Source organism: Streptomyces sp. NRRL F-5630 (assembly GCF_000719475.1).
Classification (GTDB): Bacteria; Actinomycetota; Actinomycetes; order Streptomycetales; family Streptomycetaceae; genus Streptomyces.
Map to the genome: position 1 here is coordinate 1 of NZ_JOGO01000054.1, position 26,640 is coordinate 26,640.

At 74.7% G+C, this 26,640-nt stretch carries 20 protein-coding genes; 18 read left to right on the forward strand and 2 right to left on the reverse strand.

All coding sequences use genetic code 11. From position 1 onward, the window contains the following. Nucleotides 1-809: 809 nt before the first annotated feature. The 5 genes from IF99_RS31035 to IF99_RS0122325 all read left to right on the forward strand — a co-directional run bounded on the left by IF99_RS31035 (nt 810) and on the right by IF99_RS0122325 (nt 6,231). On the forward strand, nt 810-1,031 hold the full coding sequence (locus tag IF99_RS31035; protein WP_051703621.1) for a hypothetical protein: 222 nt from the start codon (nt 810-812) through the stop codon (nt 1,029-1,031). A gap of 120 nt (nt 1,032-1,151) precedes the next feature. Then, nucleotides 1,152-1,967: a TlyA family RNA methyltransferase gene (locus IF99_RS0122310; protein ID WP_030998548.1), complete on the forward strand. Its 816-nt coding sequence runs from the start codon at nt 1,152-1,154 to the stop codon at nt 1,965-1,967. After that, nucleotides 1,964-2,995 (forward strand): NAD kinase, encoded by a 1,032-nt coding sequence (locus tag IF99_RS0122315; RefSeq protein ID WP_234340806.1) that lies wholly within the window; start codon nt 1,964-1,966, stop codon nt 2,993-2,995. Before IF99_RS0122310 ends, IF99_RS0122315 begins: the two co-directional genes overlap by 4 nt. 198 nt (nt 2,996-3,193) lie before the next feature. Further along, nucleotides 3,194-4,963, forward strand: coding sequence for a DNA repair protein RecN (gene recN / locus IF99_RS0122320; protein WP_030998553.1), 1,770 nt, complete (start codon nt 3,194-3,196; stop codon nt 4,961-4,963). A 137-nt stretch (nt 4,964-5,100) separates the two neighbouring features. Continuing rightward, a complete protein-coding gene (locus IF99_RS0122325; protein ID WP_030998555.1) occupies nt 5,101-6,231 on the forward strand; it encodes a glycosyltransferase family 4 protein in 1,131 nt (376 codons plus the stop codon). Between the two features lie 215 nt (nt 6,232-6,446). Here the strand turns inward: IF99_RS0122325 and IF99_RS0122330 are convergent, their stop codons facing one another. Together IF99_RS0122330 and IF99_RS0122335 are read right to left on the reverse strand one after the other, a co-directional pair. Then, the gene (locus tag IF99_RS0122330; RefSeq protein WP_030998557.1) at nt 6,447-8,078 is read right to left on the reverse strand and encodes a PucR family transcriptional regulator; all 1,632 of its coding nucleotides are present in this window, start codon (nt 8,076-8,078) and stop codon (nt 6,447-6,449) included. Nucleotides 8,079-8,232: 154 nt separating this feature from the next. Continuing rightward, nucleotides 8,233-10,059 (reverse strand): glycoside hydrolase family 15 protein, encoded by a 1,827-nt coding sequence (locus IF99_RS0122335; RefSeq protein ID WP_078655212.1) that lies wholly within the window; start codon nt 10,057-10,059, stop codon nt 8,233-8,235. Between the two features lie 517 nt (nt 10,060-10,576). On the opposite strand from IF99_RS0122335, the gene IF99_RS0122340 reads away from it, so the two are divergent. The 13 genes from IF99_RS0122340 (at nt 10,577) to IF99_RS0122400 (ending at nt 26,534) form a co-directional block, all read left to right on the forward strand. Then, a complete protein-coding gene (locus tag IF99_RS0122340) occupies nt 10,577-12,232 on the forward strand; it encodes a CTP synthase (protein WP_030998561.1) in 1,656 nt (551 codons plus the stop codon). A gap of 206 nt (nt 12,233-12,438) precedes the next feature. Further along, complete coding sequence (locus IF99_RS0122345) at nt 12,439-13,074, forward strand: NUDIX domain-containing protein (RefSeq protein WP_030998562.1); 636 nt, start codon at nt 12,439-12,441, stop codon at nt 13,072-13,074. Between the two features lie 291 nt (nt 13,075-13,365). Beyond that, the gene (locus IF99_RS0122350) at nt 13,366-15,513 is read left to right on the forward strand and encodes a tetratricopeptide repeat protein (RefSeq protein ID WP_030998563.1); all 2,148 of its coding nucleotides are present in this window, start codon (nt 13,366-13,368) and stop codon (nt 15,511-15,513) included. A 228-nt stretch (nt 15,514-15,741) separates the two neighbouring features. Further along, entirely contained in the window at nt 15,742-16,857 is a 1,116-nt protein-coding gene (gene ald / locus IF99_RS0122355; RefSeq protein ID WP_030998564.1) for an alanine dehydrogenase, read from the forward strand. A 426-nt stretch (nt 16,858-17,283) separates the two neighbouring features. Beyond that, nucleotides 17,284-18,408 carry a ParA family protein gene (locus tag IF99_RS0122360; protein WP_051703624.1) on the forward strand — a complete coding sequence of 375 codons (1,125 nt, stop codon included), beginning with the start codon at nt 17,284-17,286 and terminating at the stop codon, nt 18,406-18,408. Nucleotides 18,409-18,449: 41 nt separating this feature from the next. Then, nucleotides 18,450-18,986 carry a hypothetical protein gene (locus tag IF99_RS0122365; RefSeq protein ID WP_199806536.1) on the forward strand — a complete coding sequence of 179 codons (537 nt, stop codon included), beginning with the start codon at nt 18,450-18,452 and terminating at the stop codon, nt 18,984-18,986. A gap of 265 nt (nt 18,987-19,251) precedes the next feature. Further along, the gene (locus IF99_RS34430) at nt 19,252-20,469 is read left to right on the forward strand and encodes a segregation/condensation protein A (RefSeq protein ID WP_030998567.1); all 1,218 of its coding nucleotides are present in this window, start codon (nt 19,252-19,254) and stop codon (nt 20,467-20,469) included. Next, a complete protein-coding gene (gene scpB / locus IF99_RS0122375; RefSeq protein ID WP_030998568.1) occupies nt 20,466-21,179 on the forward strand; it encodes an SMC-Scp complex subunit ScpB in 714 nt (237 codons plus the stop codon). Before IF99_RS34430 ends, scpB begins: the two co-directional genes overlap by 4 nt. Next, nucleotides 21,179-22,474 (forward strand): pseudouridine synthase, encoded by a 1,296-nt coding sequence (locus tag IF99_RS0122380; protein ID WP_199806534.1) that lies wholly within the window; start codon nt 21,179-21,181, stop codon nt 22,472-22,474. Before scpB ends, IF99_RS0122380 begins: the two co-directional genes overlap by 1 nt. Before the next feature lie 171 nt (nt 22,475-22,645). Further along, nucleotides 22,646-23,704, forward strand: a complete 1,059-nt coding sequence (locus IF99_RS0122385) for an ADP-ribosylglycohydrolase family protein (protein ID WP_030998570.1) — start codon at nt 22,646-22,648, stop codon at nt 23,702-23,704. 249 nt (nt 23,705-23,953) lie between these two features. Continuing rightward, on the forward strand, nt 23,954-25,048 hold the full coding sequence (locus tag IF99_RS0122390) for a prephenate dehydrogenase (protein WP_030998572.1): 1,095 nt from the start codon (nt 23,954-23,956) through the stop codon (nt 25,046-25,048). Nucleotides 25,049-25,179: 131 nt separating this feature from the next. Further along, complete coding sequence (cmk, locus tag IF99_RS0122395) at nt 25,180-25,860, forward strand: (d)CMP kinase (protein WP_030998574.1); 681 nt, start codon at nt 25,180-25,182, stop codon at nt 25,858-25,860. Beyond that, nucleotides 25,818-26,534 carry a lysophospholipid acyltransferase family protein gene (locus IF99_RS0122400; protein ID WP_199806535.1) on the forward strand — a complete coding sequence of 239 codons (717 nt, stop codon included), beginning with the start codon at nt 25,818-25,820 and terminating at the stop codon, nt 26,532-26,534. The genes cmk and IF99_RS0122400 overlap by 43 nt, the downstream gene beginning before the upstream one ends. The last annotated feature ends 106 nt before the right edge of the window (nt 26,535-26,640 follow it).

Genomic DNA, 26,640 nt, shown 5'->3' on the forward strand with positions numbered 1-26,640 from the left:
GGGGGGGGGGGGGGGGTGCGAAAGAATGGTGTTGGGGTCGCCCCCCCGGGTGGGTGGGGGTGTGTCCGCTGGCCAGCTGTGGCGGGCTGCGCCGGGGGCCTTTGGCTGAGCGGCGCCCTGGCAGGCTGGCTCGGCCCCGACGGCGGTTCCGGCTCTCTCGGCGGGGTAGCGTCGGCGGCATGAGCGACGACGAACCGGCGGGGGAGGGAGCCGCCCCCGAAAGCGGAGGCGGCACCCCGGCAGGAGGTGGGGCTCCGGCAGGGCGCAAGACGTCAGCAGGAGGCGGAGCCCCGGCGGGGAATAACACTTCGCCGGGGGCCGAGGCTTCCGATGCCGAGAGCTTCGCCGCGGCCGTGGAGGCTTTCGCGCGCGCCGTGGTCTCGGGCGATTCCGTACCGGCCGATCAGCAGAAGCCCTCCCGAGCGGTGGCTGCGACACCGGCGAACCAGTCCGGAAGGTCCGGGGCCGCACCCGCGCCACCAGCGGGCCAGCCCGTGAAGCCCGAAGCCGCCCCCGCACCACCGGTGAATCGGCCCGAGAGGTCCGGGCCCGTATCCGCGGCACCAGCCGACCAGCCCGCCGGATTCCAAGCCGCCCCCGCGCCACCACCCGGCCACCCCGCCCGATCCGATGCGGCCCCCGCCGCCCCCGCCGATCGCCCCCTTTCGTCGCACGCGCCCCGCGAAACCGAGCCCGCACAGCGGCCATCCGCCCAGGAAGCCGGTGAACCCGTACCTGTCGGCGGGCCCGGCGCAGCCGCTCTTCCCCCGGGTGGCGGGGACGGGGAAGGCTCGTCCTCCGGTGAGACCGTGCCCCGGGGTCGGGTCGACGATGCTCCCCGGCCGCTCGGGGTCGCGCGGGTCGAGACCGGGGACGCGCGCGTGGACGGGGTGCTCGGGCGGCTCGCGGATCTGGACGAGGTGCCCGTGGCCGAGCACCAGGGCGTGTACGAGGAGGCCCACGAGGGGCTGCGGGCCGTGCTCGCCGCGCTCGACGTGGCGCAGGGGCCGCCGCCTCCGTCCGCCCGGTGACCGCGGCGGGGGCTCTTGTCGGACCCGCGCCGTAGCATGCCCTCAAGGCGCGTGACCTGCATCGGCATGCGTGCCCCGGCATCCCGTGCCGATGACGACCAGCAAGGAGCTGAACCGAACGTGGCAGGAGTGGCCCGCCGCCGCCTCGACGCCGAACTCGTCCGTCGCAAACTCGCCCGCTCGCGGGAGCACGCCAGTCAGCTCATCGCCGCCGGGCGGGTCAGCGTCGGCGGCGCGCTCGCGCTGAAACCGGCGACGCAGGTCGAGACGAGCGCCCCCGTCGTCGTCACGCCCGACGAGGACGACCCCGACTACGTCTCGCGCGGCGGGCACAAGCTCGCGGGGGCCCTGGAGGCGTTCGTGCCGCGCGGGCTGCGGGTCGAAGGGCGGCGCGCGCTCGACGCCGGGGCGTCCACCGGGGGCTTCACCGATGTGCTGCTGCGCGCGGGCGTCGCCCAGGTCGTCGCCGTCGACGTCGGGTACGGGCAACTCGCCTGGTCGCTCCAGAGCGACCCCCGGGTCGTCGTCAAGGACCGCACCAATGTGCGCGAGCTGAGCCTCGACCTCATCGACGGCGAGCCCGTCGGCCTCGTCGTGGGGGACCTCTCCTTCATCCCGCTCGGCCTCGTGCTGCCCGCCCTCGTCCGCTGCTGCGCCCCCGACGCCGATCTCGTCCTCATGGTCAAGCCGCAGTTCGAGGTGGGCAGGGAGCGGCTCGGCAGCGGCGGCGTCGTGCGCAGCCCCGAACTGCGCGCCGAGGCCGTCAGGCACGTCGCCGCGCAGTCGGCTGGACTGGGGCTAGGTGTCCTCGGCGTCACCGCGAGCCCCCTGCCCGGACCCTCCGGGAACGTCGAGTACTTTCTTTGGCTGCGTGCCGGGGCTCCCCCGCTCGACCCGGCCGACGTCGACCGAGCGGTTGCGGAAGGACCCCGATGACCGACCCCGCCAAGCCCGCCCACACCACCGACCCCACCGCCGGCATCAAGCCCCACGGCACCGACCCCCACGCCACCGGTCGCACGCCCGGCGCCGAACCCGCTCACACCGTCCAGCCCGGTGAGGGCCCCCGCACTGTCTTCCTCCTCGCCCACACCGGGCGTCCCGCCGCGATCCGCAGCGCCGAACTCGTCGTCCAGGGCCTCCTGCGCTGCGGCCTCGGCGTCCGGGTCCTGGAGGAGGAGGCCTCCGACCTGCCGCTGCCCGACACCTCCAAGGTCGAGCTGGTCCAGGAAGCCACGCCCGAGGCGCTCGACGGCTGCGAACTCCTCGTCGTCCTCGGCGGCGACGGCACCCTGCTGCGCGGCGCCGAACTCGCCCGCGCCTCCGGCGTCCCCATGCTCGGCGTCAACCTCGGGCGCGTCGGCTTCCTCGCCGAGGCGGAGCGCGACGACCTCGACCGCGTCGTCGACCGTGTCGTCACCCGTGCCTACGACGTCGAGGAGCGCATGACCCTCGATGTCCTCGTCCACAGCGACGGCCGGCTCGTGCACACCGACTGGGCGCTCAACGAGGCCGCCGTGCAGAAGATCTCCCCCGAGCGGATGCTGGAGGTCGTCCTGGAGATCGACGGCCGCCCCGTCACGGGCTTCGGCTGCGACGGCATCGTCTGCGCGACCCCCACCGGGTCCACCGCCTACGCCTTCTCCGCCGGAGGCCCCGTCGTCTGGCCCGAGGTCGAGGCGCTGCTCATGGTGCCCATCAGCGCCCACGCCCTCTTCGCCAAGCCCCTCGTGACCTCGCCCTCCTCGATACTGGCCGTCGAGGTCCAGGAGGGCGGCTCGCCGAGCGGTGTGCTGTGGTGCGACGGGCGGCGCACCGTCCCGCTGCCCTCGGGAGCGCGCGTCGAGGTGCGGCGCGGGGCCGTCCCCGTGCGCCTGGCCCGGCTGCACCACGCCTCCTTCACCGACCGGCTTGTCGCCAAGTTCGCCCTGCCCGTCGCCGGCTGGCGCGGCGCGCCCACCTGAGTCGCGCGGGCCGGGAGGCGGGTACGGAGCGGGTACGGGGAGGCGCCGCGTCGCACGGCCGCGTGCCGCTCGTGCGCTCGTACGGGGGATACGCGGCCCCGCGTCGGCCCCGCGCCACCGCCTCGCGGCGGCCGTGGACACACCCTCACTCGTGTCAACCGGGCGGGGTGACGTCGCCCGGGAGGAAGAAAACCTCGTATGGTCATGTGCGTGTTGGAGGAGATGCGGATACGGTCGCTCGGCGTCATCGACGACGCGGTGGTGGAGCTGTCACCCGGCTTCACGGCCGTGACGGGTGAGACCGGCGCGGGCAAGACGATGGTGGTCACGAGCCTCGGGCTGCTGCTCGGGGGGCGTGCCGACGCGGCACTCGTACGGATCGGGGCGAAGTCGGCCGTCGTCGAGGGCAGACTCACGCTGCCGCCGGGCTCCGCCGTGGCGCGGCGGGTCGAGGAGGCCGGTGCCGAGCTGGACGAGGACGCGCTGCTCATCAGCCGTACCGTCTCCGCCGAGGGACGCTCGCGCGCGCACCTCGGGGGCCGGTCCGTGCCCAACGGGATGCTCGCCGAACTCGCCGACGAACTCGTCGCCGTGCACGGCCAGACCGACCAGCAGGGGCTGCTCAAGCCCGCCCGGCAGCGCGCCGCGCTCGACCGGTACGCGGGCGAGGCCGTCGCCGTCCCGCTCGCGGAGTACCGTACCGCCTACCGCGGGCTGCGCGCCGTCGCGAACGAACTCGCCGAGCTGACCACGCGCGCCAGGGAACGGGCCCAGGAGGCCGACCTGCTGCGCTTCGGCCTCGACGAGATCGCCGCCGTCGAGCCGCTCCCCGGCGAGGACGCCGAACTCGCCGCCGAGGCCGAGCGGCTCGGCAACGCGGAAACCCTGCGCGCCGCCGCGGCCGGGGCGCACACCTCGCTCGTCGGCAACCCCGAGGACCCGGAGTCCATCGAGGCCACCTCGCTCGTCGCCGGGGCGCAGCGCGCGCTCGAGAGCGCGGGCGCCCACGACCCGGCGCTCGCCAAGCTCGCCGGACGCCTCGGCGAGATCGGCATCCTCCTGACCGATGTCGCGGGCGAACTCGCCGGGTACGCCGACGACCTCGACGCCGACCCGCTCAGGCTCGCCGCCGTCGAGGAGCGCCGCGCCGCACTCGCGCAGCTCACCCGCAAGTACGGGGCCGACAGCGACGCCGTCCTGGAGTGGGCCCGTACTTCCGCCGAGCGGCTCGGCGAACTGGAGGGCGACGACGAGCGCATCGCCGAACTCGCCGCCGAGCGGGAACGGCTCGCCGCCGAACTCGCCCGGCTCGCCGCCGAGCTGACCCGGGCCCGCACCGAGGCCGCCGAGCGCTTCGCCGAGGCCGTCACCGCGGAACTCGCCTCGCTCGCCATGCCGCACGCCCGCGTCAGCTTCGCCGTCTCCGCGACCGAGGTCGACGAGGAGAGCGAGGGCGTCGTCCTCGACGGGCGGCGCCTCGCCTACGGCCCGTACGGGGTCGACGAGGTCGAACTGCTCCTGGCCCCGCATCCGGGCGCGGCCCCCCGGCCCATCGCCAAGGGTGCCTCGGGCGGTGAGCTGTCCCGCGTCATGCTCGCCGTCGAGGTCGTCTTCGCCGGGACGGACCCTGTGCCCACGTACCTCTTCGACGAGGTCGACGCCGGGGTCGGCGGCAAGGCGGCCGTCGAGATCGGACGGCGGCTCGCGCGGCTCGCGCGCGGGGCGCAGGTCGTCGTCGTCACCCACCTGCCGCAGGTGGCCGCCTTCGCCGACCGGCAGCTCCTCGTCGAGAAGACGCACGACGGGAGTGTGACCAGTTCCGGGGTCAAGGTCCTGGAGGGCGAGGCGCGCGTGCGGGAGCTGTCGCGGATGCTCGCGGGGCAGGAGGACTCCGAGACGGCCAGGGCGCACGCGGAGGAACTGCTCGCCGCGGCGCGCGGGGACCGGCAGGGTGACGCGGAGGGGTGACCGTCCGGCGGGGCGGGGATCTCGTGGCCGATACCGGTCCGTGGAGAGCCCACCCGGCGCCGCGTAGCTGGCATCCTGTCAGGCAGCCGCGTCCGGGACCCCCCGGCCGAGCAGCCGACCCAGGAGCGCCAGCCACCGTGAGCAGTCCGTCGAGCCCGTCGAGCCGAGCAGGGCACCCTCCGCTGCGCACGGTGCAGGTACTCGGCGGCGGCAGCGCGGGCAGCAGCGCGCACGTGCGCTCGCTCGCCGCCGGGCTCGCCGCGCGCGGGGTACGGGTCACCGTCTGCGCGCCCCACGCGCTGGAGAGCGCCTACGCCTTCACCTCCGTCGGCGCCCGCCATGTCCACGTCCCGCGCAGCGGCGCTCCCGTCTCGCTCGCCGCGCTCCGCGCCGTCTGCGCCGACGCCGACCTCGTCCACGCGCACGGGCTGCACGCCGGCTTGCGCGCCGCGCTCGCGCTCGCCGGACGCCGCGTCCCGCTCGTCGTCACCTGGCACACGCGCTGCCACGCCGAAGGCACCCGCGCCCACGCCCTGCGCCTCCTCGAACGCCGCGTCGCCCGCGCGGCGACCGTTCTCCTCGCCACCTCGTCCGACCTCGTCGACCGTGCCCGCGCCCGCGGCGCACGGGACGCGCGTCTCGCCCCCGTCGCCCTTCCCGCGCAGCCCCCGCCGCCCGCGAGCGCCCCCGTCGAACAGAAGGTGCGCGCCGATGTCGGCGCGGTCGAGCGGCCCCTCGTCCTCGCCGCCGGTTCGCTCGTGCGGCACCGGGGGCACGGGGCGCTGCTCGACGCGGCGCGCGCGTGGCGGGCGCTCGATCCCGTCCCGCTCCTCGCCGTCGCGGGCGAGGGGCCGCTGCGGGGCGCGCTCCAGGCCAGGATCGAGGCGGAGGACCTCCCCGTGCGGCTGCTCGGCAGCCGCGAGGACCTGCCCGCACTGCTGGCCGCGAGCGATGTCGCCGTGTTGCCGAGCCGCTGGGAGGCGCGCGCCCTGTTCGCGCAGGAGGCGCTGAGCCTCGGCGTGCCGCTCGTGGCCTCGGCGGTCGGCGGCATCCCCGAACTCGTCGGCGACGCGGCCGAACTCGTCCCCTACGGGGACGCGCCCGCGCTCGCCGCCCGCGTCGCGGCCCTCCTCGCCGATCCCGGCCGGCGCGCCGAGCTGAGCCGCGCGGGGCGGCGGCAGGCGGCCGGCTGGCCGACGGAGGACGCGACGGTCGCGCAGGTGCTCAGCGTCTACGACGAACTGACGCACCCCGAGCCGCTGTTCTGACCCCACCGCCCCCGGGGGCGGACGTGCCGCCCGCTTCTCCCGTCGCGCGTGCCGCCCGGCTCCCGGCGGCGCGTACCCTCCGGCTCCCGGCCGCGCCTGCCCCCAGCCCCCGATCGCGTGCACCCTCCGGCTCCCGGCCGCGCGTGCCCCCAGCCCCCGATCGCGTGCACCCTCCGGCTCCCGGCCGCGCGTGCCGCCTCTCCCGCCGTCCCCCGTTACGCGTGCCGTCTGGCCCGCAGCGCCAGGCTCAGCGAGAGCACCGTGTGGGGGTCGTCGAGGTCCGTGCCGAGGAGTTCGCCGATCCGCGCGAGGCGGTTGTAGAGGGTCTGGCGGTTGAGGTGCAGGGCGCGCGCCGTCTCCGCCTTGCGGCCCGCGTGGTCGAGGAACGTCTCCAGGGTCGGCAGCAGTGGGGGCCGGGCCGTGCGGTCGTGGCGCAGGAGGGGGCCGAGGGCACGGTCGACGAAGGCGGCGAGGTCCGGCTGGCCGCGCAGCCGCCACAGCAGCAGGTCGATGTCGAGACGCCGCGCGTCCCACCACGGGCGCGGGTCCAGGTCCGTGGCCGCGTCCGCCGCGCGCGCCGCGTGCCGCAGCCCCGCTGCCGCCGCCGCCCAGCCGCCCGCCGGACCCACGACGACCACGGGTTCCGGCGCGCCGGGGCGCAGCAGCCCGGCCCGTTCCGTGCCCGCCCGCAAGGCCGCCGCGGCGCGGTCGGCGAGCGCCGTGCGCTCCGCCTCCTCGCGCAGCCCGAGCAGCAGCGGCATCCGCCCCTCCACGGGCCGCACGCCGAGCAGCACGGGCACGCCGAGCCGGCTCAGCTCCTCGTGCACGGCCCGTACGAGCTGCCCCCAGCCGCCCTGCGGCGCGAGGGCGCCCGTCGTCTCCGGCAGTTTCATCACGAGCGGCAGGAGCAGGCCAGTCGCCGGTGCGAAACCGAGCACGGCGGCCCGCGCGGGCGCGTCCTCGGGGGCGGTGCGTGCCTGGGCGAGGTCGGTGAGGAAGTCGCCCCGGCCGAGTGCCGCCAGTTCGTCCTCCTGCCGTGCCTGCATGAGGACCACGGCCAGGATGCCGGCGACGCGTTCCATCGCGAGCCGTTGCGCGGGGCCTACGGGGCCCGCCACCGGGAGGAGGACGAGGCGGGCCCGTACCGCGTCGGGCCCTCCGGGCGCCGCCCCCGCCACGTCCACGAGCACCGAACCCGCTGGCGGGCCCTCCGCGCGCGCCGTCCTGCTGCCCCGCAGTCGCTCCCAGACCGTCAGCGCCTCGCTCTCGCCCGGCCCGCCCCACACCCCGTACAGCAGGCTGCCGGCCGCCGTCTCCAGGAAGACCGGGTTGCCGCCGAAGGTGGCGAGCGTGGTGAGGACCTGGGGCACGCCTCCGCCGCCGAGTACCGCCTCGGTGCAGCGCCGGTGCACCTCTTCGGCCTGGCGCAGGACCGCGTAGTGCCCGTTGACGATCTCGGTGTGGATCTCCTCGGTCACCGTGACGAACGCGACCTCGCGGTGCAGCTGGACGAGCGGGAGCCCGGCGGCGCGGGCCGTCTCGACGAGGGCGGCGGGCAGGCGCGCGAAGCGCGGGCCGAGTTCGACGACGAGCGCCGCGATACCGCGCTCGGCGAGCCGCCGGACGAAGGCGCGCTGCTCGGCGGGGCGGTCGCCGAGGCCGAGCCCCGTGGTGAGCAGCAGTTCGCCGCCCTTGAGCAGGGAGGCGATGTGCGGGACCTCGCCCGCGTGCACCCACCGCACCGCGCGGTCGAGCCGCTCGGCGCAGGCCAGTACCTCGGGCAGCCCCCCGCGCAGCCCCGGCAGCTCCAGCGCCCGCCGTACCGTGATCCCGCCCTGACTCTCCACGCGCGGACGCTACCGCGCGGGACGCGGACCCGTCATCCGTCCGTCGGCCGAGGTCACCGCGCCCGAGGGCCCGGTACCACCTGCGCGAAGGGGCCCCCGGACCGCACGGTCCGGGGGCCCCTTCGCGGCGTCCCGCGTCCGGCGGGTGCGCGGCTCAGCCCCCGTACGCTCCGCTCGCCGTCAGGCGCAGGGCGGTGTCGATGAGGGGGACGTGGCTGAACGCCTGCGGGAAGTTGCCGACCTGCCGGCCGCGGACAGGGTCCCACTCCTCGGCGAGGAGGCCGAGGTCGTTGCGCAGGGACAGCAGCCGTTCGAAGAGCTTGCGGGCCTCGTCGACGCGGCCGATCATCGCGAGGTCGTCCGCCATCCAGAACGAGCACGCGAGGAACGCGCCCTCGTCGCCCGCGAGACCGTCCACGCCCGCGTCGTCGCCGGAGGTCGGGTACCGCAGGATGAAGCCGTCCTTCGTTGACAGCTCGCGCTGGATCGCCTCGATCGTGCCGATGACGCGCTTGTCGTCGGGCGGCAGGAAGCCCATCTGCGGGATGAGCAGCAGCGAGGCGTCCAGCTCCCGCGAGCCGTACGACTGCGTGAACGTGTTCCGCTCCGGGTCGTAGCCCTTCTCGCACACGTCCCGGTGGATGTCGTCCCGCAGTTCCTTCCAGCGCTCCAGCGGGCCGTCGGCGTCCCCGGACTCGATGAGCTTGATCGTGCGGTCCACCGCGACCCACGCCATGACCTTCGAGTGCACGAAGTGGCGGCGCGGCCCGCGCACCTCCCAGATGCCCTCGTCCGGCTCCGACCAGTGGTGCTCCAGGTACTGGATGAGCTTGAGCTGGAGCAGCGAGGCGTAGTCGTTGCGGGCCAGGCCCGTCATGTGCGCGAGGTGCAGGGCCTCGGTGACCTCGCCGTACACGTCGAGCTGGAGCTGCCCGGCCGCGCCGTTGCCGACCCGTACGGGCGTCGAGCCCTCGTACCCGGGCAGCCAGTCCAGCTCGCTCTCGCCCAGCTCCCGCTCGCCCGCGATCCCGTACATGATCTGCAGGTTCTCCGGGTCGCCGCCGACCGCGCGCAGCAGCCACTCGCGCCAGGCGCGGGCCTCGTCGCGGTAGCCGGTGCGCAGCAGCGAGGAGAGGGTGATCGCCGCGTCCCGCAGCCACGTGAAGCGGTAGTCCCAGTTGCGGACCCCGCCGATCTCCTCGGGCAGCGACGTCGTCGGCGCGGCGACGATCCCGCCGGTCGGCGCGTACGTGAGCGCCTTCAGCGTGATGAGCGAGCGGATCACGGCCTCGCGGTAGGGGCCGTGGTACGTGCACTGCTCGACCCACTCCTGCCAGAACTCCTCGGTCGCGGCGAGCGACTCGTACGGGTTCGGCAGGGCGGGCGGGCCGAGGTGGCTCGCCTGCCAGGAGATGACGAAGTAGACCTTGTCGCCGGGGCCGACCGTGAAGTCGGAGTAGGTCGTGAGGTCCTTGCCGTACGTCTCCGCGTCGGTGTCCAGCCACACCGAGTCGGGGCCCGAGACGGCGACCGTGCGCTCGTCGACCCGGTGCACCCACGGGGTGATGCGCCCGTAGCTGAACCGCATCCGCAGGCTGGAGCGCATCGGCACCCGGCCGCTGAGCCCCTCCACGATGCGGATGAGCTGCGGCGCCTCCTCGCGCGGGCCCATGAAATCGGTCACGCGCACACTGCCGCGCGGGGTGTCCCACTCGGACTCCAGGATCAGGGAGTCCCCCCGGTACGTTCTGCGGTCGGCGTCCGGCGGCTGGGTACCGGGGGCGAACGCCGGTCCCAGTCGCCAGAATCCGTGCTCCTCGGTCCCGAGGAGGCCCGCGAAGATCGCCTGCGAATCGAAGCGGGGGAGGCACAGCCAGTCGACCGTGCCGTCCCGGCAGACCAGTGCGGCGGTCTGCAGATCTCCGATGAGTGCGTAATCCTCGATGCGCCCGGCCACGTGCATCTCCAGTCGAACGGCCACGGCACGCCCCTGTGCGGGGCACCATGCGCTGCGGTCAAGGGTGAGCCGCCGGGCCGCTGTTCCAGGGTGGGCGGGGGGGATTCTTCTGGCCTCCCCCTGTCGCCCACCTCCACCCCTTGTGGGAAGCGCTTGCGCGGTCCAGTTTCTTGAGCCCGGCGGCGGATGTCCGAGCAGGATACGACGCCCCGTGGTGATCCGTGCGACCGTCGGGACACGGCGGTAGGGCCGAATGGGTGAGGCTTGTGTTGTGGCGCGGTAAAAGCCGGGCGCGTTGGATGTGCCCCGTGCCCGCGCGTACACGCAGCGTGCGGGCCCTTGCCCCCGCGAGGGCCCGGCGAAACCCGCGCCACCGGAGAGCTCCACCGACGCTGATACCCTGGTAGCCCGTGGACCGGTGGGCCCTTTACGGACCGTGAGACCCCCGCCCGCAGCGACGGACCTTCCCACCTGCTCATCGAGCCGGCGCGGAATTCCGGTCCGCACTCCAGACCGCGACCACGGGAGCCCCCTCTTGGCCATGCCGCACCGCACCTCGTCCACGACGACCAAGCACATCTTCGTCACCGGGGGTGTCGCCTCCTCACTCGGCAAGGGCCTCACCGCCTCCAGCCTGGGGGCGCTCCTGAAGGCGCGCGGTCTGCGGGTGACGATGCAGAAGCTCGACCCCTACCTCAACGTGGACCCGGGGACGATGAACCCCTTCCAGCACGGTGAGGTCTTCGTCACCAACGACGGCGCCGAGACGGACCTCGACATCGGCCACTACGAGCGTTTCCTCGACGTCGACCTCGACGGCTCCGCGAACGTCACCACCGGCCAGGTCTACTCGCAGGTCATCGCCAAGGAGCGGCGCGGCGAGTACCTCGGCGACACCGTGCAGGTCATCCCGCACATCACCAACGAGATCAAGGGCCGCATCCGGCGCCTGGCGAGCGACGACGTGGACGTCGTCATCACCGAGGTCGGCGGGACCGTCGGCGACATCGAGTCGCTGCCCTTCCTGGAGACCGTCCGCCAGGTGCGGCACGAGGTCGGCCGCGACAACGTCTTCGTCGTGCACATCTCGCTGCTGCCCTACATCGGCCCCTCCGGCGAGCTGAAGACCAAGCCGACCCAGCACTCCGTCGCGGCGCTGCGCAACATCGGCGTCCAGCCCGACGCGATCGTCCTGCGCGCCGACCGCGAGGTGCCGCTGTCGATCAAGCGCAAGGTCTCCCTCATGTGCGACGTCGACGAGACCGCCGTCGTCGCCTGCCCCGACGCCAAGTCGATCTACGACATCCCGAAGGTCCTGCACGGCGAGGGCCTCGACGCCTACGTCGTCCGCAAGCTCGACCTGCCCTTCCGCGACGTCGACTGGACGACGTGGGAGGACCTCCTGGACCGCGTCCACAACCCGGACCACGAGGTCACGGTCGCGCTCGTCGGCAAGTACATCGACCTGCCCGACGCCTACCTCTCGGTCACCGAGGCGCTGCGCGCGGGCGGCTTCGCCAACCGTGCCCGCGTCAAGGTCAAGTGGGTCACCTCCGACGACTGCAAGACCCCCGCGGGCGCCGCCGCCCAGCTCGGCGACTGCGACGCGATCTGCATCCCCGGGGGCTTCGGCGACCGCGGCGTCGTCGGCAAGGTCGGCGCGATCACGTACGCCCGTGAGAACAAGGTCCCGCTCCTGGGGCTCTGTCTCGGCCTCCAGTGCATCGTCATCGAGGCGGCGCGCAACCTCGCGGGCATCGAGGACGCCAACTCCACCGAGTTCGACCCGGCGACGGGGCACCCGGTCATCTCCACGATGGCCGAACAGCTCGACATCGTCGCCGGTGAGGGCGACATGGGCGGCACCATGCGGCTCGGGATGTACCCGGCGAAGCTCGCCGAGGGCTCCCTCGCCCGCGAGGTCCACGACGGCCGCGAGTACGTCGAGGAGCGCCACCGCCACCGCTACGAGGTCAACAACGCCTACCGCACGGAGCTGGAGAAGAAGGCCGGCATCGTCTTCTCGGGCACCTCGCCGGACGGCAAGCTCGTCGAGTACGTCGAGTACCCGCGCGAGACGCACCCCTACCTCATCGCGACCCAGGCCCACCCCGAGCTGCGCTCGCGCCCGACCCGCCCCCACCCGCTCTTCGCGGGGCTGGTGAAGGCGGCCGTGGAGCGGCAGCAGAACGCCTGAGCGGGCGGAGCCTTCCCGGCGACGAACGCCCCCGGACACGTACGCGCGTCCGGGGGCGTCCTGTGTCGTACGGGAGTCGTCCGGGGGAAAGGGCGTGCGCAGCCCGGCCGCCCTCGCCCGCCCGGACGCGTACGCCTGTCCGCGGCCGGCCCGTCGGGTGTGGTGGTTTCTTCGCGGGGGCAGGCGGGCTGCGGGAGGATGAGGGAATGACGATCAAGGACAACTCCGAGCAGTGGCGGACCACGGCGAGCGAGACGCCGTGGCGTGGCGCCAAGACGAGCGTGCGCAGCGAGAAGGTCGTGATGCCGGACGGCGAGGTCGCGACCCGTGACTACCAGGTGCACCCCGGGTCCGTCGTGATCCTCGCGCTCGACGAGGAACGGCGCGTCGTCGTCGTCAACCAGTACCGGCACCCCGTCCGCGAACGCCTCTGGGAGCTTCCCGCCGGGCTGCTCGACGTCCCCGGCGAGAACCCGCTGCACGCCGCCGCGCGCGAACTCTACGAGGAGGCACACCTGGAAGCCGACGAGTGGCACGTGCTCGTCGACCACTACTCCTCGCCGGGCGGCTCCGACGAGGCGGTACGGGTCTTCCTCGCGACCGGGCTGCGCGACGCGGGCGAGGAGCGGTACACCCCGGACGGCGAGGAGGCCGACATGCGCACGGCGCGGGTGCCGTACCAGGACCTCGTTCGCGGCTGCCTCGGCGGGGAACTGCACAACAGCTCCCTCGTCATCGGCGCCCTCGCGCTCGGCGCCCTCCTCGACGGCTCCGAGGACACCGAGGCCGCGCTCAGCGGACTGCGCCCGGCCGACGCGCCCTGGCCCGCCCGGCCCTTCTGATCCCGCCCCACCGGGCCGCCCCGTCGAGCCCGTACGGGCCGGGCGCCCCTGGAGGGACCCGGCTCCAGGGGCCCGTCTCCCGGGGCCGGGCGACCGCCTCCGGGATCCCGGCGGCTCCTTCTCTCCCGCCTCGCGGCCGTCTGAAGAAATACTCATCCGATAGAGGGATGGTCACGCCAGGTCGTCGCCGGTTCGCCACGCACGGTGACGTACTCTCTGAGTCGCGCGCCCGTCCTGCCCTGGGCGGGGCGCGCGGCTCGGTGAGCGTGCGGCTGAACGGGAGCGTGGCCCGTGACGGACCAGGTGGTGGACACCGGCGGGGCGAGCGGCGCCGGAGTGAGCGGTGCCGCCCCGGCGCGGGCCCGGCGCGGGCGCGTGACCGGCGAGGACGTGCTCCTCGGCAGGGAACGCGAACTCGCCTCGCTCCACGAGGACATCGGCCGTACCGGCCTCGACACCCTCGCCGGGCAGACCCCGCCCCGCGCGCGTGTCCTGCTTGTGGCGGGACGCCCCGGTTCGGGCCGCACCGCGCTCGCGGAGACCTTCGCGGCGGCGCTCACCGAGCGTTATCCCGACGGGCTCCTGCGGGTCCGGCTCACCGATCCCGCGGGCGCCCCGGTCCCGGCCGGGGAGGCCGCGCGCTCCCTCCTCGCCGACCTCGGCGAACAGACCCCGGCCGGGGCCGCGGACGACCTCCTCACCGAGCAGTTGCGCACCGCGCTCGCCACCCGGCGCGTCTTGCTGCTCCTCGACGACGCGCACGACGCGGAGCAGGTCGACGAACTCCTCCCGGACAACCCCGCGTGCCTCCTGCTCGCCGTCGCCACGGGCCCGCTCACCGGGCTCAGCGACGTCCGCCCCTGCACCCTCGGCGGCCTGGAGCGACAGGCCGCCGTGCGCCTCGTCGAGCGGTACGCGGGGCCCGGGCGGGCCGCGGCCGACCCGCACGCCGCCGAGCGGCTCGCCGAGGAGTGCCGGGGGCAGCCCGCAGCGCTCGTCCTCGCCGCCGGCTGGCTCGCCACCCGCCCCGAGTCCACCGTCGCCGACCTCCTCGCCCGCCTGGAGGCGCACCGCGCCGCCGTGCCCCGCCCCCTCCCGGAACCCGCGACGGACGAGGCGGGCGAGACGCGCGAGGAGGCCGCGCAGGACACGGCGCCGCCGCGCGGGAAGACCGCCACCGACCTCCCCGTGGACCGGCTCCTGCGCTTCAGCCACGACCAGCTCCCGAGTGCCGACCAGCGCCTGCTGCGCCTGCTCCACCTCGCTCCCGAGGGGCTCGTCGACGCGCACACCGCCTCGGCCCTCGCGGGCTGCTCCGTGCAGCACGCCGCCGGGCGCCTGGAGCACTTCGTCCGGCACGGGCTGCTGCGCCCGCTCCCCGGCCCCCGCGAGGCGTACGAGGTGCCGGGCTGCCTCGTCCCCGGACTGCGGGCCCTCGCCCGGGACAGGGACCGCCCGGCCGAACTGCAGCTCGCCCGCGCCCGCATGCTGGAGCGCACCGTGCGCCTCCTGCACTCCTGCCGCGCCACGAGCGAGCCGCTCGGCTCCCCGGCCCGCCAGCGCCTCGCCGGGCTGCCCACCACCCTGCGGTTCCCCGGTCCCGAGGCCGCCGCCGAGTGGCTCGACGAGCGGCTGCCCGCGCTCCTCGCCGCGGCCCGCCTCGCCGTCGCCGAGGGTGACTTCGACACCCTCGCGCGCCGCTACGTCGCTGCCCTCGTCCGCGCGCTCGTCGCGCACCGCGGCACCGAGGCGGCGGCGCCGGAACTGTACGGGCTGCATCGCCTCGTGCTCGACGTCGCGCGGCGCAGGGGGCTGCACCGCGAACAGGCGGCGGCGCTCCTCAACCTCGCCGACCTCGACGCCCGCACCGGCCGCACGAAGGAGGCGCTCGCCCGCTACCGCGCGGCGCTCGACGCCGCCCGCGCCGGGCGCGACCCGCACGCGGCGGGCCGCGCGATGGAGTCCCTCGCCGGGGCCCACCAGGAACTCGGCGACTGGGCGCGGGCCGCCGACTGGTACGGCAGGGCGCTCGCCCACCGCCTCGTGCGCGCCGAGGACGGCGAGGCGGCGCGCCTGTACGGCAAGCTGGCCGCCGTGCACGCGTACGCGGGCCGTTACGGGGACGCGCGGCGCAACTGGGGCTCCGCGATCGCCGTGCACAAGCGGCGCGGTGACGTGGCGGGCCAGGCCCGCGCGCTCTCCGAGCTCGCCAGGGTCCAGGAGTACGCGGGGCGCCCCGAGGAGGCGCTGCGCACGTGCCGGGAGGCCGTGGCCCTCGCCGAGCGGGCGGGGGACGACCGCTTGCGGGCGGCGTTGCACGTACGGCTCGCCGACACCCTCGACCGGCTCGGCGACCCGGCGTCGGCCCGCCACCACCGGGGACTCGCCGCGCGGCTGCTCGGCCCGGGCGAGGCGGCGGTGCTGCGGGCGGGGGCGTAGCCGGGCCCCGAGGGGCGGGTAGGGGGTCGCATCCGGGGTTCACCTACGAATCCGTAGCGCTTCCGGCGAAGAATGATGCTTTGGAAGGCTGGACAGCGGGAATCCCTTCATTAAACTGGCGGAGCCGCAGATCAGCGGCTCTCTCCTGGTGCGCCCTCGTGGATACGGGTATGTAGTCATGTGCCTTGTTTGTCCCGGGCCCTGTCTAGTCAAGGATCGTGATCGACGATGAAGGTCGGCATCCCCCGCGAGGTCAAGAACAACGAGTTCCGGGTCGCCATCACCCCGGCCGGGGTCCACGAACTGCGGCGCCAGGGGCACGAGGTGCTGGTCGAGGCGGCGGCGGGCGAGGGCTCCTCGATCACTGATGAGGAGTTCGCGGCGGCGGGGGCCCTCATCGTCCCGACGGCCGACGAGGTGTGGGCGGGCGCGGACCTCCTCCTCAAGGTGAAGGAGCCGATCGCCCAGGAGTACCACCGGCTGCGCAAGGACCAGGTGCTCTTCACGTACCTGCACCTCGCCGCCTCGCGCGAGTGCACCGACGCGCTCCTCGCCTCGGGGACGACCGCCATCGCCCTGGAGACGGTCGAGACCGCCGACCGCAGGCTCCCGCTGCTCGCCCCGATGTCGGAGGTCGCGGGACGGCTCGCCCCGCAGGTCGGCGCGTACCACCTCATGCGGGCCGCCGGTGGACGCGGGGTGCTCCCCGGGGGCGTTCCCGGAGTCGTCGCGGGCAAGGCCGTCGTCATCGGCGGCGGTGTCTCGGGATGGAACGCGGCGCAGATCGCGATCGGCATGGGCTTCCACGTCAAGCTCCTCGACAAGGACGTCGCCAAGCTCAAGGAGGCCGACAAGATCTTCGGCACCCGCGTCCAGACCGTCGTCTCGACCGCGTACGAACTGGAGATCGCCTGCCTGGAGTCGGACCTCGTCGTCGGCGCCGTCCTCGTGCCCGGAGCGAAGGCGCCCAAGCTCGTCTCCAACGACCTCGTCTCGCGCATGAAGCCGGGAAGTGTCCTTGTCGACATCGCGATCGACCAAGGCGGTTGCTTCGAGGACTCGCGTCCCACGACGCACGCCGAGCCGACCTTCCGCGTGCACGACTCGGTCTTCTACTGCGTCGCCAACATGCCGGGCGCCGTCCCGCACACCTCCACGCACGCCCTCACCAACGCCACGCTCCCGTACGTGCTCGAACTCGCCGGGCGCGGCTGGATCGAGGCGCTGCGCCGCGACGCCTCGCTCGCCAAGGGCCTCAACGTCCATGACGGGACGGTCTATTACCGCGAGGTCGCCGAGGCGCACGGGCTGGCGCACGCCGAGACCCACACGCTCCTGGACTGACGCGCGCGCCCCCTCCCCCCGGTGCCGGGGAGGCCGGGGGCGCGTCAACAGGTGTCGCCTTTCTCACGCCAACGGCCGGACCTCCCCGCGCAGGTCCGGCCGTTGGCGCGCCGCGGTTCCGCGGTTTTTACGGGGGACTCTCCCAAGTGGGCCGCTCCGTCATGCTTCAAGGGCGTTTGACGTGTCGAACTCGCGTGCGCCGAGGGGGTGATGCGCGGCCGTGCACCCTTGACACCCGCCCTCGCGCACACCGACACATCGGGCCGGGTCCGGCGGATTGTGTTGCTGCGGAGTGGTGACACGCCATAGAGTCGCCAACCGTCGGCATGGTGCCACGCTGACCTATCCAGAAGTTTCCTGGTCGCCAAGGAGGTAAGACGACTTGTGAATGAGTCGACATTTTCTCCCGGGGGTGGCCGACCGGAGCTGGCCGCGCGGGGCGGTGGTGCCGCGAGCCCGTCGACGATCGGTCCCGTGGGTTCCGTCGCCGTCCGCACCTTCGCGGCCCGCCAGGGTCTCCCGCTGACGCAGACCGCACACCAGAGCATGGATGGCCATATCGTGAACGCCATGGCCGGCGACCCGAGCGGCGACATCGCCGATTGCGAGGAGCTGCCCGAGGGGCACTTCTACGACCCGGACGCCGAGTACGAGCCGGACCCCGAGTACGCGGCCACGCTGGCCCCCGACGCCGCGCGGCAGCGCCGTGAGCGGATCGGCCCCACCGGGCGCCCGCTTCCCTACTTCCCGATCCCCGGGCCCCTCACCGACCACGGCCCGGCGAAGATCATCGCGATGTGCAACCAGAAGGGCGGGGTCGGCAAGACGACCTCGACCATCAACCTCGGCGCCGCGCTCGCCGAGTACGGCCGCCGCGTCCTCCTCGTCGACTTCGACCCGCAGGGCGCCCTCTCGGTCGGCCTCGGGGTCAACCCGATGGAGCTGGACCTGACGGTCTACAACCTCCTCCTCGAACGCGGGATGTCGCCCGACGAGGTGCTGCTCAAGACGGCCGTGCCCAACATGGACCTGCTGCCGAGCAACATCGACCTCTCGGCCGCCGAGGTCCAGCTCGTCTCCGAGGTGGCCCGCGAGTCCACGCTCCAGCGGGCGCTCAAGCCGCTCATGGCCGACTACGACTACATCGTGATCGACTGTCAGCCCTCGCTCGGCCTGCTCACCGTCAACGCGCTCACCGCGGCGCACAAGGTGATCGTCCCGCTGGAGTGCGAGTTCTTCGCGCTGCGCGGCGTCGCGCTGCTCACCGAGACGATCGAGAAGGTGCAGGAGCGGCTCAACCCCGAGCTCGAACTCGACGGCATCCTCGCCACGATGTACGACTCGCGCACGGTGCACAGCCGCGAGGTGCTCGCGCGCGTCGTCGAAGCCTTCGACGATCACGTGTACCACACCGTCATCGGCCGTACGGTGCGCTTCCCCGAGACCACCGTCGCCGGGGAGCCCATCACCACCTACGCCTCCAACTCCGTCGGCGCCGCCGCCTACCGCCAGCTCGCCAGGGAGGTGCTCGCCCGGTGTCACGCCGAGTGAGTCTGCCCGGAGCCGAAGAACTCTTCCGCACGACCGGGGGCATGGCCCTCCAGCCCTCCTCGGGCCCGCGCCCGCAGCCCTCGGGCGCGCGCAGCGGGACCGGGGAGGCCGCGACCGAGGAGGACGCGGGCGAACACCAGGGGCGGGACTCCGTGCCGGCGCAGGCGCCCGCGGACGGCGGCCCCGTGGTTCCGCCGCCGGTGCCCGGACTGCGCCCCGCGCGCCGGGCGGGCGCCGAGGCGGGACCCGCCGCCTCCGTGCCGCAGGCCAGGCAGCCGGGTGCCACGGGTGCCTCCGGTTCCCCCGCCCCGCAGCAGCCGCAGGGCCAGCCCCGCCGTCGCGGTCGCGGCGCCAGCCGCAGGCCGAGCGGCCGCGAGCGGCACGACGAGAAGATCACGGTGTACGTCTCGGCCGAGGAACTCATGGACCTCGAACACGCCCGCCTCGTCCTGCGCGGCGAGCACGGACTCGCCGTGGACCGGGGCCGCATCGTCCGCGAGGCGGTCGCCGTCGTCCTCGCCGACCTGGAGTCGCGCGGCGACGCGAGCATCCTCGTCCGGCGGTTGCGCGGACGCTGACGCGCGGCCGGTCCGGGGCGTGGTCGCACTGGACCGCTGAGACCTTGAGCCGCCCGTACGGGGCCCGCACCGGCCGCGCGCCGGAGCGCGCGGGCTGGGGGCGCGTGAGGACGCCCCGCGTGGGCACGGCCTCGTGAGGACGCTCCGCGGGCGCACGGTCCCGCGCGGGCGGTGAGCCGGTGTGCCCCGGCCCGCCGGGGCGACGCCCGGAGGTAGCGTGCGGTGCGCACTTTCCGGCTCCCGAACCCTCCAGGACCCACCCGCCATGCCGCCCACCCCCTCGCCCGACCCGCCCCGCCGAGGCCGCCGCCCCCTCGGGCGCGGCGGCGCCACGGGGCGCCCGCGGCTCGGGGAAGGGGCCCGGCGGGCGGAGACGGACTGCGCGGGGAACGAGGCCGCGCCGGAGGGCGAGGCGGCGCCGGAGGACGGACGGGGCCCGGGGGCGCCGCCCGCCGAGGGCACTGCGGGTGCGGGGGAGCCGCGCGGCGAGGAGACCGCGCCCGGGGCGGCGGAACCCTCCCGCGCGACGCGGACGCCCCCCCTGCACACGTCCGGGGCGGACCTCCCGGCCGATCGCGGCCGCGAGGCGGCGCCGGACTCCGAGGGTGCCACCGCGCACCCCGACACCTCGGCCCCCGGGGCCCCCGCCGAAAGCGCCGCCGAGGGCGCGCCCGGGTCCTCCGCCTCCGCCAAGGGCGGGTTCACGCTGCGCCTCGACAACTTCGAGGGGCCCTTCGACCTGCTGCTCCAGCTCATCTCGCGGCACAAGCTCGACGTCACCGAGGTCGCGCTCTCGCGCGTGACCGACGAGTTCATGGCGCACATCCGGGGGATGGGGAGCGAGTGGGACCTCGACCAGACGACCGAGTTCCTCGTCGTCGCCGCGACCCTGCTCGACCTGAAGGCCGCCCGGCTGCTGCCCGTCGCCGATGTCGAGGACGAGGCGGATCTCGCGCTGCTGGAGGCGCGGGACCTGCTGTTCGCGCGGTTGTTGCAGTACCGGGCGTACAAGCAGGTCGCGGACATCTTCGCGGGACGCCTCGCGCGGGAGGCGCGACGCTTTCCCCGTACCGTCGCGATGGAGCCGCGCTTCGCCGCGCTGCTGCCCGACGTGGTGATCCGGATCGGGCCCGAGGGCTTCGCGCGGCTCGCCGTCAAGGCGATGCAGCCGAAGCCGGAACCCGCCGTGTACGTGGACCACATCCACGCCCCGCTCGTCTCCGTGCGGGAACAGGCGGGGCTGCTCGTGGCACGCCTCCGAGAGCTGGGCGAGGCCGATTTCGGGGCGCTCGTCGCGGACACCGACGACACCCTCACCGTCGTCGCACGCTTCCTCGCCCTCCTGGAGCTGTACCGCGAGAAGGCGGTGGCGCTGGAGCAGGAGGAGGCGCTCGGTACGCTCACCGTCCGCTGGACCGGCGGCGAGGAGGACACGGCGGCCGCCGCCGTCACCGACGAGTTCGACCAGGAGCACACACCATGAGCCAGGACATCGACACGCAGCGCGCGGGCGACGAGGACCTCGTCCCCGAGCTGGCCGCTCTCGATCTGCGGCCCGCGCTCGAAGCCGTGCTCATGGTCGTCGACGAGCCCGCGACCGAGGAGCACCTGGCCAAGGTGCTCCAGCGGCCCGTACGGCAGGTCGCGGGTGCGCTGCGGGCGCTCGCCGACGAGTACACGGCGCAGGGGCGCGGATTCGAGCTCCGGCTCGTCGCCGGCGGCTGGCGGTTCTACTCGCGGGCGACGTACGCGGCCGCCGTCGAGAGCTTCGTGCTCGACGGGCAGCAGGCCCGGCTCACGCAGGCCGCGCTGGAGACGCTGGCGGTCGTCGCCTACCGGCAGCCGGTCAGTCGCGCGCGCGTCTCGGCGGTCCGCGGGGTCAACTGCGACGGCGTCATGCGCACCCTGCTCCAGCGGGGTCTCGTGGAGGAGGCGGGCACGGAACGCGAGAGTGGTGCGATCCTGTACCGGACGACGCACTACTTCCTGGAGCGGATGGGCCTGCGCGGCCTGGACGAGCTTCCGGAGCTGGCCCCCTTCCTGCCGGAAGCGGAGGCCATCGAGGCTGAGACACTGGAAGGTGTGCCGTCGTTCGATCCGGACGCCGAAGACGACGGCGCCGCGCACGGTCACGGGTACGCCGGGGCCGTCGAAGACGACCATCTCGACCACCTCGATCCGACGGAACACTGATGCGAAGCAGCGGCAGGGACAGCGGGCGCGGGAATTACCGGGGAGCCGGTAACCAGCGCGACGACAAGCAGAAGAGGGCGGGACGCCCCCGTCCCGAGGAACGCCGCTACGACGTGCCGGGAGCGCACGGCGGCAGCGAGGACAAGCAGTCGGGCGGCAGGCCCGGCGGCGGCTCGGGAAGGCCGGGCGGTTCCGGCAAGAGCGGCGGCGGCTCGGGCGCCGGTTCGCGCGGCTCCGGCTCGGGCTCCCGCGGCAACTCCGGCTCCGGTTCGGGCTCGCGCGGCAACGGCTCCGGTTCGGGTTCGCGCGGCAACGGCTCGTACGGCTCGGGCTACGGCTCGGACGGGTACGGCTCCGGGTCCGGCACACGCTCCGGCGCCCGCGGGGACTCCGCGCGCGGCGGCGCCAAGGGCGGCCCCCGGCGCGGCACGAAGGACGGCGCGGGCCCGCGCCGCCCCCGTACCGCCGACGCGCGGCCCCGGGAGCTGGACGCGAAGCTGGAGGAGCGCAACCGCGAGCGGTACGCGGAGCGGGACGCCCGGCCGAAGCCCCTGAAGACCTTCCCCGGGGCCGAGCAGGAGGGCGAGCGGCTCCAGAAGGTCCTGGCGCGCGCCGGTTACGGCTCGCGGCGGGCCTGCGAGGAGCTGATCGAGCAGGCGCGCGTCGAGGTCAACGGCGAGATCGTCCTGGAACAGGGCCTGCGCGTGAAGCCGAGCGACGAGATCAAGGTCGACGGGCTCACGGTCGCCACGCAGTCGTACCAGTTCTTCTCGCTCAACAAGCCCGCCGGTGTCGTCGCCACGATGGAGGACCCCGAGGGCCGCCAGAACCTGGGCGACTACGTCAACAACCGCGAGACCCGGCTCTTCCACGTCGGCCGTCTCGACACCGAGACCGAGGGCGTGATCCTCCTCACCAACCACGGGGAGCTGGCCCACCGCCTGACCCACCCCCGCTACGGCGTGCGCAAGACGTACCTCGCGCACATCGTCGGGCCGATCCCGCGCGACCTGGGCAAGCGCCTCAAGGACGGGATCGAGCTGGAGGACGGCTGGGCGCGCGCCGACCACTTCCGCGTCGTCGAGCAGACCGGCAAGAACTACCTCGTCGAGGTGACGCTCCACGAGGGCCGCAAGCACATCGTGCGGCGGATGCTCGCCGAGGCGGGCTTCCCCGTCGACAAGCTCGTGCGGACCGCCTTCGGGCCGATCACGCTCGGGGACCAGAAGTCGGGCTGGCTGCGGCGGCTGAGCAACACCGAGGTCGGGATGCTCATGCGCGAGGTCGATCTGTAGACGCATCCGTGCGGAGGGGCGGCGGGCCGGTGCGGCCCTTCGCCCCTCCGGCGTCTCCGGTCCCGCCTTCCCCACCTTCTTCGCCCTCCCCGGCCCGCGACGGGATCGCACGAAAGGGCTTGCGCGAGGGGCTTGTGCGGAAGCCCGCACCCCCTTATCGTCAGTCTGACGATGAGTGATGAGACGACGTACGAGACGACGACGCCCCCCGCCCGTGACGACCGCCCCGCCACCGGCGCCCTCCTCGGCCTCGCGCTGGGCGACGCGCTCGGTTACCCGACCGAGTTCGACGAGGTCCCCGGCATCCTCGCGAAGTGCGGCCCCTGGCGCGAGATGGACCTGCCCCGGCCCACCGCCTGGATCTCGGACGACACGCAGATGACCCTCGCCCTCGCCCGCGGCCTGGAGACCGCGGCCTCGCGCGGCACGCTCGCCCCGCCCCGCTGCGAGGCACCCGTGCGCGAGGAGTTCGTGCGCTGGTACCAGTCGCCCGACAACAACCGCGCCCCCGGCAACACCTGCCTGCGCGCCTGCCAGGTGCTCAAGGACGCCTCGGCGCCCTGGCAGGACGCCAGCCAGACCCACTCCAAGGGCTGCGGCGCGAACATGCGCGTCGCCCCCGCCGCGCTGCTGCCGGGGCTCGGCCGCGAGACCCGCTCCGCGCTCGCGCAGTGGCAGGCCGCGCTCACCCACGGCCACCCCACCGCGCTCGCCGCGAGCGACCTCACCGCGTACACGATCCGGCTGCTCGCGGACGGCACGGAGCCCGGCGCACTGCTCCCCGCGCTGCGCGCCTACGCCGAGGAGCGCAGGACGACGTACCACGAGGCGTGGCTCGGCGATCTGTGGCGGCGGGCGGGCGACACCTCGCCGGACCGCTACGCCGCGCGGGGCTGGGACGAGTGCCGGGAGATCCTCGACCGCGTCGCCGCCGCGCCCCGCGATCCCGAGCGGGACCCCTGCGAGCTGACCGGGGACGGGTGGATCGCCGAGGAGGCCTTCGCCACCGCGCTGCTGTGCTTCCTGCTCTTCCCCGACGAGCCGCTCCTCGTGCTCAGGCGGGCGGCGTGCACGCGCGGCGACTCGGACTCGCTCGCCTGCGTCGCGGGGGCCTTCGCTGGCGCCCACAAGGGGGAGGCGGCGTGGCCGGGGGAGTGGGTGGAACGGGTGGAGCACCGCGAGGAGTTGCTGGCCACCGGACGGCGCTGGGACGGGTCGGCGCGGGCCTGAGGAGCGCCCGCCCCGTACAACGCACCGGCTCCCAGCTCAGTTGGTCGCGGACCCAGCGGCGGGGCCGGGGAAGGCGGGCTCGCGGGCCGCTTCGGCGGAGCTCATTCCGGGAGGGCGGGACGCGGGGGTGAGGGCGGGCCCGCCGATTTCCGGCGCGGGGCGTCCCGCCGGATGACTACCCTGGTCAGGGGCCGCTCCGGCCCCGTACGCCACCCCGCCCCCGCCCGTGACCGCGCAAGGACCCGCCCTGTGAGAACCGCACTCGTCGTCGGCACCGGACTCATCGGTACCTCGCTCGCCCTCGCCCTGACCCGGCGGGGCGTGACCGTGCACCTCGCCGACCAGGACACCGACGCGGCCCGTACCGCCGCCTCGCTCGGCGCGGGGACGACCGAGCCGCCCGAGGGCAGGGCCGACCTCGCGATCGTCGCCGTGCCGCCCGCGTACGTCGCTGCGACCCTCGCGGCGCTCCTGCGCGAGGACGCCGCGCACGGCTACCTCGACGTCGCGAGCGTCAAGAGCGGCCCCCGCCGCGAGCTGGAGGCCCTCGGCACCGATCCCGGGCGGCTGCGCCGCTACCTCGGCACCCACCCCATGGCGGGCCGGGAGCGCTCCGGGCCGCTCGCCGCGACCGCCGAACTCTTCGAGGGCAGTCCCTGGGTCCTCACCCCGGCCCGCGACACCGACACCGAGGTCCTCAACCAGGCACTCGAACTCGTCGCGCACTGCCGCGCCGTGCCCGTCGTCATGGACGGCGCCGCGCACGACAGCGCCGTGGCGCTCGTCTCGCACATGCCGCAGCTCATGTCCACGCTCGTCGCCGCGCGCCTGGAGCACGCCGACGACACGGCGGTCAGGCTCTGCGGGCAGGGCATCAGGGACGTGACCCGCATCGCGGGCTCCGATCCGGCGATGTGGATCGACATCCTCTCGGCCAACCCGGGCCCCGTCGCCGACCTGCTCGACGCGATCGGCGAGGACCTCGGCGAGGCGGTACGGGTGCTGCGCCTCCTGGAGTCCGCCGACCCCGCCAAGCGCACCGAGGGCGCCCAGGGCGTCGAGCGGCTCCTGCGGCGCGGCAACGCGGGCCGCGTCCGCGTCCCCGGCAAGCACGGCAGCACCCCGGCCGCCTATGAGGTCATCGCCGTCCTCATCAGCGACCGGCCCGGCGAACTGGCCCGCATCTTCGCGGACGCGGGGCGCGCGGGGGTCAACATCGAGGACGTGCGCATCGAGCACGCCACCGGGCAGCAGGCGGGTTTGGTCCAGCTCTCCGTGGCCCCCGAGTCCGCCCCGGGGCTCGCGGCGGCGCTGCGGGAGCGCGGCTGGTCGCTGCGGGGCTGAGGAGGGGGCACGGGTCCGCGGGGACAGGGGGCACGGGTCCGCGTGGACCGCGTACCCGGGGACCTTCGACGCCCCGGTAACCTAGGGGTCCGCCATTCAGCCCAACCCGCCGTCCCCGCGAAAGGTCCACCGTGGAATCCGTGATCGTTGCCATTGACGGCCCCTCCGGGACGGGGAAGTCCAGCACGTCGAAGGCGGTCGCCGCCAAGCTGGGGCTGAGCTACCTCGACACCGGCGCCCAGTACCGGGCGATCACGTGGTGGATGCTGCGCAACGGCGTGGACGTCGCGGACCCGGCCGCGATCGCCGCCGCGGCCGGCAAGCCCGAGATCGTCTCTGGCACCGACCCCGCCGCGCCCACGATCACCGTGGACGGCACGGACGTCGCGGCCCCGATCCGCACCCAGGAGGTCACCTCGAAGGTCAGCGCGGTCAGCGCGGTCCCCGAGGTGCGCCACGTGATCACCGAGCTCCAGCGCTCGATCGCCCGCGCCGCCGGTGAGGGCATCGTCGTCGAGGGCCGCGACATCGGTACGACGGTTCTGCCCGACGCCGACCTCAAGATCTTCCTGACCGCCTCGCCCGAGGCCCGCGCCGCGCGCCGCAGCGGTGAGCTGAAGGGCAAGGAAGCGAGCGACCTCGCCGCGACCCGGCAGGCGCTCGTCGCGCGCGACGCCGCCGACTCGGGCCGCAAGACCTCGCCGCTCGCCAAGGCGGACGACGCCGTCGAGGTGGACACCACCGACCTCAGCCTCCAGCAGGTCGTCGAGTGCGTCGTCACCCTCGTCGAGGAGAAGCGAGCCGGGCGGTGACCTCCGCGCGGGGGACGGGCCCGGCGGCGACGGCCGGGTCCCCGGACCGCGGCGCCGCGGTGGGCCGGGGCATCGGCATCGGGCTCATGAACACGCTCTGGCGGCCCCGGGTGCTCGGCGCCTGGCGGGTGCCGGCGAACGGCCCGGTGATACTCGCCGTCAACCACACGCACATGATCGACGGGCCGATGCTCATGGGCACCGCGCCCCGGCCCGTGCACTTCCTCATCAAGAAGGAAGCGTTCGTCGGGCCGCTCGACCCCTTCCTGCGGGGCATCGGGCAACTCCCCGTCGACCGCTCCGGCACCGACCGCACGGCGGTCACCGGCGCGCTCGACGTCCTCGCGGCCGGGCACGTCCTCGGGATCTTCCCCGAGGGCACGCGCGGCGAGGGCGACTTCGCGGCGCTGCGCGCGGGGCTCGCGTACTTCGCGGTCCGCAGCGGCGCCCCGGTCGTGCCCGTCGCCGTGCTCGGCTCGACGGACCGGGCGGGCAGGCTCGTACGGAGGCTGCCCGCGCTGCGCAGCCGCGTGGACCTCGTCTTCGGCGAGCCGTTCACGGCCGGGGACGGCAGCGGGCGCCGCACCCGGGCCGCGCTCGACGCGGCGACGGTCGGCATCCAGGAGCGGCTGAGCGCGCACCTGACCGAGGCCAGGCGGCTCACGGGCCGCTGACACCAGGGGGACGGCGCCCCGGAACCGCGGCGCGGGGGAGCGGGGGCCGGGCGGGCGGGGTGAGCGGTGGTCCGCATCCGCTTCCGCGCTGAGCGACACTTGACCG